6 protein-coding genes are annotated in these 10,159 nt (G+C 64.9%); 2 read left to right on the plus strand and 4 right to left on the minus strand.

The genetic code is table 11. The annotated features are described in order from the left end of the window. Positions 1-491 precede the first annotated feature (491 nt). Positions 492-1,463: an aliphatic sulfonate ABC transporter substrate-binding protein gene (locus FV222_RS09580; protein ID WP_147814020.1), complete on the minus strand. Its 972-nt coding sequence runs from the start codon at positions 1,461-1,463 to the stop codon at positions 492-494. A gap of 178 nt (positions 1,464-1,641) precedes the next feature. Between FV222_RS09580 and FV222_RS09585 the strand changes: the two genes are divergently transcribed. Next, entirely contained in the window at positions 1,642-4,434 is a 2,793-nt protein-coding gene (locus FV222_RS09585) for a [protein-PII] uridylyltransferase (RefSeq protein ID WP_147751622.1), read from the plus strand. A 693-nt stretch (positions 4,435-5,127) separates the two neighbouring features. Here FV222_RS09585 and FV222_RS09590 read toward each other — a convergent pair. The 3 genes from FV222_RS09590 to FV222_RS09595 are packed head-to-tail and all read right to left on the minus strand — an operon-like array spanning position 5,128 to position 8,500. After that, entirely contained in the window at positions 5,128-7,065 is a 1,938-nt protein-coding gene (locus FV222_RS09590) for a DUF3732 domain-containing protein (RefSeq protein WP_187277282.1), read from the minus strand. After that, positions 7,062-7,547 (minus strand): three component ABC system middle component, encoded by a 486-nt coding sequence (locus FV222_RS29490; protein WP_187277283.1) that lies wholly within the window; start codon positions 7,545-7,547, stop codon positions 7,062-7,064. The genes FV222_RS09590 and FV222_RS29490 overlap by 4 nt, the downstream gene beginning before the upstream one ends. Further along, positions 7,544-8,500 carry an ABC-three component system protein gene (locus FV222_RS09595; protein WP_147814024.1) on the minus strand — a complete coding sequence of 319 codons (957 nt, stop codon included), beginning with the start codon at positions 8,498-8,500 and terminating at the stop codon, positions 7,544-7,546. The genes FV222_RS29490 and FV222_RS09595 overlap by 4 nt, the downstream gene beginning before the upstream one ends. A 1,067-nt stretch (positions 8,501-9,567) precedes the next feature. On the opposite strand from FV222_RS09595, the gene grpE reads away from it, so the two are divergent. After that, on the plus strand, positions 9,568-10,159 hold a 592-nt coding region (gene grpE, locus FV222_RS09600; RefSeq protein WP_246685395.1), incomplete at its 3' end, for a nucleotide exchange factor GrpE.

A 10,159-nucleotide genomic window follows, 5' to 3' on the forward strand; every position in this document is an offset into this window, starting at 1 on the left:
AGGCGCCCCTGCGCCAAGCCGGCCCGCACGGCCGCCTCCCAGCCGAGAGCCAGGATCAGCGGAAGCAACAAGCCGAGGCCCGCCCAGCCGAAGCGCGACGCGCGCCCGGCCCGTGGGGCGACGACAGGTGCAACGTTCGCCATGGGGGCGGCCGCGGGTCCGGTCATCGGGCGTCGAACTCGGGAAGGTGGAACATCGGGCCGTCGCGGGCTGGAGGGTCGGCGGCTTTATAACACCGCCTGGGCCTCAGCGCCCCGCCTCGGCCACGACCGAATTGCGTGCGATCGGTTGTAAGGGTTCGTTCGGCGTCGGACGAGGCGCTGGTCCCCTCTCCCAAGGGGAGAGGGACAGGGTGAGGGGCGTGATCTCTCCGGATGGGGCACACCCCTCATCCCACCCTTCTCCCCCTGGGAGAAGGAGCCTCGACGTGGTTCGTGGCCTAATCCAAACCGCCGAAACGCGCATCGGGGCGGCCCCGATGCGGCTGGCGCCTACCGCGCCGCCGTCGGGTTGAAGGCCGTGTCGATCAGTCCGTCGACCGCCGCCGGGACGTCGGTGCCAGCGGGGATGATGCCGGCCTGCTGCAGGGCGAGGCCGGCCGCGCGGATCGAGTCCGCCTGGGCCTTGCCGAGCGCGGGCTCGGAGAGGTCGGTGCGCGCGACCTGGCGGGCGATCACCGGCTCGGGCAGCTTGGTCGCGGAGATCAAAGCCGCCTTCAGCGCGTCGGGGTTCTGGATCGAGAACAGCCGCGCCCGCTCGTAGGCGGCGATCACCGTGCGGACGAGCTCCGGGTTCTCCTTCGCGAACGCCTCGCGTACGTCGAGCACGCCCCAGGTGTTGGCGCTGGCGTCGCGGAAGAACAGCACGTCGTCGTTCTCGATCTCGGCCGCAGCCATCATCGGGTCGAGGCCGGCCCAGGCGTCGACGTCGCCGCGGTCGAGCGCCGTGCGGCCGTCGGCGTGCTGGAGCAGGACGAGCTTGGCGTCGCGCTCGGTCAGGCCCGCGCCCTGGAGCGCGCGGATCAGGAAGATGTGCGGGTCGGTGCCGCGGGTGACGGCGATGCGCTTGCCCTTGAGGTCGGCGACCCCCGCGATGCCGCTGTCCTTGCGGGTGACGAGCGCCGTCCATTCCGGCCGCGAGAAGGCGTAGACCGTCTTGATCGGGTTGCCGTTGATGCGTGCCACCAGGGCGGCGGCGCCTGCCGACGAGCCGAAGTCGATCGCGCTGGCATTCAGAAATTCCAGCGCCTTGTTGGAGCCGAGCGACTGGACCCACCGCACGGTGATGCCCATCGGCTTCAGCGCCTCCTCCAAGAAGCCCTTGTCCTTCAGCACGAGGCCGACCGGGTTGTAGGTCGCCCAATCGAGGCGGACCTCCTTCACCTCGGCGGCGCGGGCCGCCAGCGAGAGGGCGGGCAGGGCGAGCGCGAGGGCACCGAGGAGCGCGCGGCGGGCGAGGCGCATGAAAAATCCTTTTCGGATCGGGCGTTCGATCCGAGCTAGGCAGCTTCGTTCTTTATGTCAAACGATTGATCCGCCTCAAAGGACGGCCTGGTCTCTGCTTCCACGCCGAAGTGCCGGTGTCGGAGGTGCCATGGCGCGCCACGCTGGCAGCACAAGCAGTTCATGCTAACGGGTACCCATGTTCGACGCCGTCGCCGCCCTCGACAAGGTTCTGGACGCCCTGGACCGCGAGGCCCGTGAGCCGACGAAGCTCCGCGCCGTGCTGGTGCCGGAGCTGAAGCGCGTGATCGAGGCCGGCCACGCGGCCGCCGAGGCGCAGCTGCTGAAGGACCGCGACGGCATGCGTTGCGCCCGCACGCTGTCGAGCCTCACCGACGCGGTGGTGCGCGCGATCCACGACGCGGTGGTCTGGCGGCTCTACCCGAACGACAACCCCTCCACCGGCGAGCAGCTCGCGGTGGTGGCCACCGGCGGCTACGGCCGGGGCACGATGGCGCCGGGCTCGGACATCGATCTGCTGTTCCTGCTGCCCTACAAGCAGACCGCGTGGTCGGAGAGCGTCGTCGAGGCGATGCTCTACGTGCTGTGGGATCTGAAATTGAAGGTCGGCCACGCCACCCGCTCGGTCGAGGAGTGCCTGCGCGAGGCGAAGGCGGACATGACGATCCGCACGGCGCTCCTGGAGGCGCGCTACCTGTTCGGCTCGCGGGTGCTGTTCGAGGAGCTGGTGACGCGCTTCGACGCCGAGTTGGTGATGGGCACCGCCCACGAGTTCGTCGAGGCGAAGCTGCGCGAGCGCGACGGCCGCATCACGAAGGCGGGCTCGTCGCGCTATCTCGTCGAGCCCAACGTCAAGGACGGCAAGGGGGGCCTGCGCGACCTCAACACCCTGTTCTGGATCGCCAAGTACACCTACCGGGTGCGCGACCAGGTCGAGCTCGTGGCCGCCGGCCTGTTCACGGCGGAGGAGTACCGCCTGTTCGAGCGCTGCGACGAGTTCCTGTGGCGGGTGCGTTGCCATCTGCACTTCGTCACGCGGCGCTCGGAGGAGCGGCTGTCCTTCGGGCTGCAACCGAAGATCGCCGAGCGGCTCGGCTTCGGGCCGCGCGGCGGCCTGTCGGGCGTCGAGCGCTTCATGAAGGCCTACTTCCTGATTGCCAAGGACGTCGGCGACCTCACCGCCATCGTCTGCGCCGAGCTCGAGGCGCGCCACGCCAAGCGCACGCCGGTGCTCGACCGCTGGATCGGCAAGTTCCGCGACCGGTTCCGCGCCACCGCGATCGAGGCGGAGGATTTCTGGCTCGATCACGGCCGGGTCAACGTGCGCGCCGAGGACGCGTTCGAGCGCGACCCGGTGAACCTCCTGCGGCTGTTCTGGCTCGCCGACCGGCACAACCTCGCGATCCACCCCGACGCCAAGCGCCTAGCCAACCGCTCCTTACGCCTGATCGGCCACGCACTGCGCGCCGACGAGGAGGCCAACCGGCTCTTCCTCGAGATCCTGACCTCGCGGAACTCGCCGGAATCTGTACTGCGGCAGATGAACGAGGCCGGGGTGCTCGGCCGCTTCATCCCGGATTTCGGGCGGATCGTGGCGATGATGCAGTTCAACATGTACCACCACTTCACGGTGGACGAGCACCTGCTGCGCGCGCTCGGCGTGCTGGCCGCGATCGATTCCGGCCGCGGGGACGAGCCGTTCCCCCTGGTCTCGCGGCTGGTCGGCGCGATCCACAACCGCCGCGCGCTCTACGTGGCGATCCTGCTCCACGACATCGCCAAGGGCCGGCCCGAGGACCACTCCATCGCCGGCGCGGCGATCGCGGAGAAGCTGTGCCCGCGCTTCGGCCTGACCCAGGCCGAGACCGAGACGGTGGCCTGGCTCGTCGAGCATCACCTGCTGATGTCGATGACCGCCCAGAGCCGCGACCTCTCGGACCCGAAGACCATCGAGAAGTTCGCAGCCGTGGTGCAGACGCTGGAGCGCCTGCGCCTGCTGACGATCCTGACGGTGGCCGACATCACCGCCGTCGGCCCCGGCGTCTGGACCGCGTGGAAGGGCACGCTGATCCGCACCCTCTACGACGAGACCGAGGTGGTGCTCTCGGGCGGCCACTCCGAGATCGCCCGCACCGACCGGGTCCGCCTGATCCAGATGTCCCTGCGCGAGCAGCTGCCCGACTGGTCGTCGGACACGTTCGACGCCTACGCCGCGCGCCACACCCAGGCCTACTGGCTGAAGGTCGACGGGGTGCGCCAATTCAAGAACGCCGGCTTCATCCGCCAGGCGACCGAGGCCGGCCGCACCAGCGCCACCGACGTCGAGACCGATCCGGTCCGCGGCGTCACCGAGCTGACGGTGTATTCCCCCGACCACCCGCGCCTGCTCGCCATCGTCACGGGGGCCTGCGCGGCGTCCGGCGGCAACATCGTCGACGCCCAGGCCTACACCACGAGCGACGGCTTTGCGCTGGATTCGATCTTCATCTCCCGCGCCTTCGAGCGCGACGAGGACGAGATGCGCCGCGGCCGGCGCATCACCGCCTCGATCGAGCGCTCGCTCAAGGGCGAGATCAAGATCGCCGAGCTGGTGGCCGACAAGCACCCGCCCTCCACCGGCCGGGCCAAGACCTTCCTGGTCCCGCCCGACGTGGCGATCGACAACGCGCTGTCGAGCCGCGAGACCGTGGTCGAGGTCACCGGCCTCGACCGGCCGGGCCTGCTCTACGAGCTGACCACGGCGCTGAACCGCCTCAACCTCAACATCACCTCGGCGCACGTGGCGACCTTCGGCGAGCGGGCGGTGGACGTGTTCTACGTCACCGACCTCACCGGCACCCGCGTCACCCAGCCCGACCGCCAGGCGGCGATCCGCGGCGCGGTAATGGAGGTTTTTGCCGGCGACGTGGCGGCGATGAAGGCGGAGGGCCTGGAGGCCCTGGTCGCCGCCCCGCCGCCGCGGGAGGCGTGAGGGACCGCACCGCGCTGCGGGCGGGCGACCCGACGCGGGTCGTCGGCCGTCGCCTCGGCGAGGGGGGTGGGGGCACCGGCACAATCACAGGCACATCGACAGCGACAAGCACAGCCACAAGCACAGCCACAAGCACAATCACCGTTCCGCGAACGCGCCACGCTGTCCACGATCCCGAGGATGGAAGCGCCCGGGACGGCGGCGCGCATCCCGCCGGGCGCCCCCCTCCCCCGCGGCCCATGATGGCCCCTCGGCGCGTCGGTCCGCAGGATCGGTCCGGACGCCGCCTGCTCCGCGCGGCACCGCAGGCCGCCCTTGTGGGAAACCACCGCTTCGCGCCTGCGCGCGCCGTCCCGGACAGGGCCGCGATCGTCGCCATCCGGACGGCGGCCCACCCACCGCCATGCCGGTTCAAACGCGGCCGGGCTGCAACCGGCCCGGTGTCGTCGTACGCCTTGCCAACGGCGCTACTGTAAAGCGAACCTAAGCCCAATTTCAGACCAATATTAGCAAATTACCCATTACAGATTTCCAAGTCTAATAAATTATACATCCGCCTGCTAGAAGAAAGGCATTTCTGCCAGCAACCACGACGCGAGCAGGTTGCCCAACATCGACCGGCTGCCTGACCAAGGACACTTGGGTTCGTTTCGCAGATCGGCGTCCAACGAGATATTCCCGATCTGCTCTTGCTCAGGCCCTAAGCGGCCAATCGGACGGAATAAGTTTCACTCCCGATGCCTTCGTCCATCGACCCTTCACAGCTGCGACGTACTCTGGGTCCTCTTCAATGTATGCATGTTCGATAAGGATAACTTGGAGCCCAGCTTGTCGCGCCGTCTCGTCGAACAGAAACCGGACGATTCTCTGCATCGCCATCTGATCGTCATCCTTATCCATCTCTTTCAGCCGCTTCTCATCACCGCCCTTAGGATAATAGGGGCGACTGATCTGGTCGATGACCAACAGGCCTGGGACGGGGGCCCTAACGGTTTGGAAGAGTTTCTGGAGCGAGAAGGCGAGAGCTAGATGAATTGCCAAGTAGTTCTGGTCGGATCCGATCTCAGCCATTGTTAAAACAGCTCGACGGGATGGCTCGACAAGCGTTAGGTTCGGGGTGGACGAGAATACGACACGCGAACCCGTTGCTGGCACCTCGGTAGGGAGGTCGGCGAGCATCTCGGTCGCGAACGCGCTGACCATGGTCTCCGCGTCGCGAAGGCGCTCCCTGCGCGCCTGTGGATCGACTTGTTCGCGAAGGCCTTCGATCCTCTCTTCGAGCGCCATCGTACCGGGCAACGTCGTCTGAAAGTCCTGTGCCGTTGTATCAAGAAACTGATCGATGCGGCCTGCGACTCGTGCCCTTTCCTGTAGGAGGGATCCGGTCACCTCCGAATCCTCTTCGACCCGGACGAGCCCGCCAAGTTGTGCCTCGACCTCTCTCAGGCGATCGTATCTTGATCCAATCAAGCGCTCGATATGTCCAGAATGATCATCAAGACGAGGCCGCATACCATCGACAGCATGAACCTCGCTCGCGACGATGCCCAAGGCCTCATGGATTTGTTCGGCCATCGCGTTACCCGCGTCGTTGCGGGCATCGCAGACGGGACACCGCCCGTCGCCGAGGTCGAGGTGTTCAATTAGCTTCAGCTTATGCGCTTGCGCCGACACCGTCGTTTCATAGCCCGCCGCCTCGCGAAGGGTCTGCCGGAGCATTTGCCGCTTGCCTCGAAGCGACTGCAACTCCAACACGAGTTCGCGCTGCTCCTCTTCCAGGGTCGCACGAGCCTCAGAGGCGCCCTCGTCACTCAGGGCAACGCTACTCGCCGCGACGCTGGCGAGCCGATCGAGGAGGACTTTGTCGGATTCATCGGTCGCTGGTAGTCCGGAGGTCAGGCCGACACCGTGTGCCTGGGTAAGCAGCGCCATCGCGCGCTGCGTCAAAAGACCCTGGCTTCTCTGGTGCGCCCGGCTTTCGCGCTCGATCCTTGACAGCGCAGCTTCGAGTTGCCTGAGCGTCCTAGCGGCCAAGACGCTTGCTTGATCGACCGCGCCGAGGAAATACGGGATCGTCGCTTTTATATCCCGGGCCTTCTCAGGACGATTGAGGTCGTGGAGCAGGGTCCCCCGGCTGATGATGACGTCACCTGAAAGGGAAAGATAAGGTGGGATGTCGCGGACGGTCGCGCGGCCCTTCTCGGACTTTGTGGCAGCGACAGGGTTGTCCGTATCCCGGATGCCGAACGCGTTCTCAATCAACGCACGCGCCGTATCACGATTGGTCGGACCTTCCAGCTCTTCGGACCGCTCCGGGAGCTTCAGTTTACGGCCCGCCTGGACGTACATTAGGTCGGTGCCGCTCCCGGACTTCGGGATCTTTCGACCTAGGATGAGATCGGCATCTCCTCGCGTCCAATGTACCGCGACCGATTCGGCATGGGTGCGTACGAAGAAAGGGAGTTTGCAGCTCTTCGATCCGAGGCAATAATCGATTGCATCAATGATCGCGGATTTGCCTGTGCCGGATGCTCCAGTTATCACGTTGACTTTGTTGAGGTCGAACTCAAGCGTCCGGCGCCTGCCGCCGGCACCGTAAAACGCAATCTCGCGAACGTTCCAACGGCTCACGGCTTCACTCCGAACGCTGAGAAAATCATTCCCGTCGATCCTGCCTTGCCCATCCAGGTGCCGAGGCGTTCTGCCCGCTTGACCGCACGCTTCGGGTTGTCCGGCAGACCGGCGATCGGTGAGGCTGGCGTTCGCCGGGTGCCGAGCCTGATCGTCCCGTCCGGACCGAGCGCGAGAGCCCTCGACCCGACGCCGAAACGCACGGCGGCAGTGACGATGGTCTTGGCGGTATCGAGTCGGTCGCCAAGGTCCAGACGCACATCCGGATAGCGGACGAGCCACGACAGGAGGCCGGTCGTGGCGGCCGTCTCCCCGAAGGACGTTTCCAGGTCATCGGATAGCGCAAGGGGGAGGGCAAGGTACGCAAGCGCGAATTCGGGCGACCGCTGCGACGCGACCTCATACTTGCGGATGAAGCTGACGAGGGCGAATGTCCCGAAGGCCGGGTTTGTCTCCGCGAAAAGATCGTGCGCGATGATCATTTATCGAAGCCGAGCAGCTTCCTATACTCGGGATGCCAACCAATTCGACCGCCAATGGATAGCACGTGAAACGTACCTCTCACATAACTAGGCGCGGTGATACTTGGCGCAAGATGTTCGATCTGATTTGGCGCAACGTAGAAACTCCATTTGAGCAGCTCGCGTCCGCTGTCATTCTTCATAGATTCGGTTTGTCCGATACACTCCACGCACATATCGGAATGCTTGTAGGACCACTCCTCCGCCAAGTGGTCGTCATGGTTGTTGATCTTCTCACGCCATGTCGGATTCTCGGTCGCCCACCGCGACCGCGAAGTGCGAGCACGCCACTCGTTGGTTACGGCCCTCTGAAGCCACGTTTGGGTGCCGCCAACAAGGCGGATTTGCTCCTCCACCATAGGATGTGAGCGGTAGCTGTCCGGTGGTAGCTGTCCGGCATAATGGTCTACGAGATTGTCTTGTTTGATATCGGAAACAATCTCCATATGTCGGCTTACAAGTTCGAATCGATTTATAGCCTTTGTTCGCTTCCCACAGTGTGCATGGATGATCTGTCGATTCCACCATTCCACCATCAGCTCCGCTACGCGGGGCTGATCCTTCGCGAGTACAGAGGTCAGCGTTTTGGCGAGCGCGTCCTCGATGTGCCGGATATTCTGCTGCCCAGGCATCAATCGGATCTTGGAAACTAGTTCGGTCTGGATACCTTCTGACAGCTCTAGAAACGCCTTGCACCCAGGGGCTCTGCTTGCATGGGGAAGCGGGGTGATCCCCTGCGCCTCCGCGTCGGCTCGTTCGTGGACGACACGTTGCGCTTCCTCTTGAAGCGCAGTCACGAGTTCGTCCCGATCTCCGACCTCGTCTAGAAGGACCTTTAGCGGTGAGGTTGGGGATAAATCTGCCACGGTGACGAGATGCAGCGATGTCTTGGTCAGGTCGAGGTCAGGGAGCACGTCGATCCAAGCTTTCAGCGTTTTTCCAAACGCTTACGCTAGTCAAGGTTATCGCAGGAGGTTTTGTCGAAAGCGAGTGCTTTAACTGTTCTAGTATAGTCTGGCCATTTACCTCCAATACAACGTCATGCAATGTCTCAAGGTAGATAACAGCATCATAACTTGACTCATTCCAAAGCCTGAGCAGAGCGTACTGTGCCTGAAATAGAAATCCCAGGGCTGAGGCGTCGGCGCTGTGAGCATTCATGTCGATAGATTTTTGGTCTTAGGGGGCACACGATGCTGATGTCATTCAAACCGATTGCGCTCTCGAATCAAGCCGTCGCGCTTCGCGAAAGGGCGAATTGTCCCCGTATAAGTCCCTCCCCCTTTAGTATGGCAGTTGAGCTGGCGCAGGAGACCAGTCGCCCTTCGGGCCTGAGGCTCCGCGGACCATGACAGGGCGATGCTAAATCCACCTCGTGCGTTCATCGAGTCGGCATGAACGCGGCATCATCTCTAAGGTCAACATCGACCGTTAACCAGATTGGGATTGCCCCAGCGCCCGATATCGGCAAGCTTTCCAGCCTGCTCCAGCTTCCATGCCTGTTACTACATGCGATCACTAAAACATGCTAAGCGTTGTACGAGACGAAGCTTGTCCGGCATTTGATGGGTTATCCCTGTTCCGGTATCCCGGCGCTGAGATCTCGGTAGCCTCGTACCCCGTGATCTCGTCGTACTTCCCGCACGGGTTGCTAACAATCCTAATCCGTCCACCCCCACCAAGGTCCATTGATTTCACGCAAAATCAAGATGCTGTGGCCGCCGCCCCGCCCATATCTCGCGAATGGCAGCTTTCGGGAGCTGAGCTGCCACACTGATTGGTTCGGTCGCTACCTTCGAAGTGAGCGTCCGCTGCCCCCGCTTCGACACCCGAAGGCAGGCCGTCCGAAAACCACCCCGCGCGGACGGTGCGGCCACACGCCGAGCCGGCACGGACCGGCCGATGCGGACGGGTTGATTTCGCAGGCCGCGCGCCTGATATCAGCGCGGACCCCGAAATCACCCGGCGAGCCCTTTTCGCGATGACGAGCAACGACATGCAGCACGACGACCCGCGCCAGAACACGGTCGAGGCCGGGGCCGACGTGGCGCACGAGGCCCCGCACGACGCCCCCGAGGCGCAGGCCGCCCCGGCCGACGACAAGCTCGCGGCGCTGACCGCCGAGCGCGACGAGCTCAAGGACCGGACGCTCCGGACGCTGGCCGAGATGGAGAACCTGCGGCGGCGCACCGAGCGCGAGGTCGCCGACGGCCGGACCTACGCGGTGACGAACTTCGCCCGCGACGTGCTCAACGTCGCCGACAACATCCGCCGGGCGCTGGACAGCGTCCCGGCCGAGGCGCGGGCCTCGGCCGAGGGCGCGCTGAAGGGCCTGATCGACGGCATCGAGCTGACCGAGCGGGATCTCGCCAAGACCCTGGAGCGCCACGGCGTGAAGGTGGTCGAGCCCAAGGGCCAGCGCTTCGACCCGAACCGCCACCAGGCGATGTTCGAGGTGCCCGACCCAAAGGTGCCGGCCGGCACTGTCGTGCAGGTGGTGCAGTCCGGCTACGTCATCGGCGACCGGACCCTGCGCCCGGCCCTCGTCGGCGTCGCCAAGGGCGGCCCGAAGG

Source organism: Methylobacterium sp. WL103 (genome assembly GCF_008039885.1).
Taxonomy (GTDB): domain Bacteria; phylum Pseudomonadota; class Alphaproteobacteria; order Rhizobiales; family Beijerinckiaceae; genus Methylobacterium; species Methylobacterium cerastii.

Coding starts and splice junctions, on each gene's coding strand:
- FV222_RS29490 (WP_187277283.1), bottom strand. CDS start 7,547: ATGATCATCGCGCACGATCTTTTCGCGGAGACAAACCCGGCCTTCGGG.
- FV222_RS09580 (WP_147814020.1), bottom strand. CDS start 1,463: ATGCGCCTCGCCCGCCGCGCGCTCCTCGGTGCCCTCGCGCTCGCCCTG.
- FV222_RS09585 (WP_147751622.1), top strand. CDS start 1,642: ATGTTCGACGCCGTCGCCGCCCTCGACAAGGTTCTGGACGCCCTGGAC.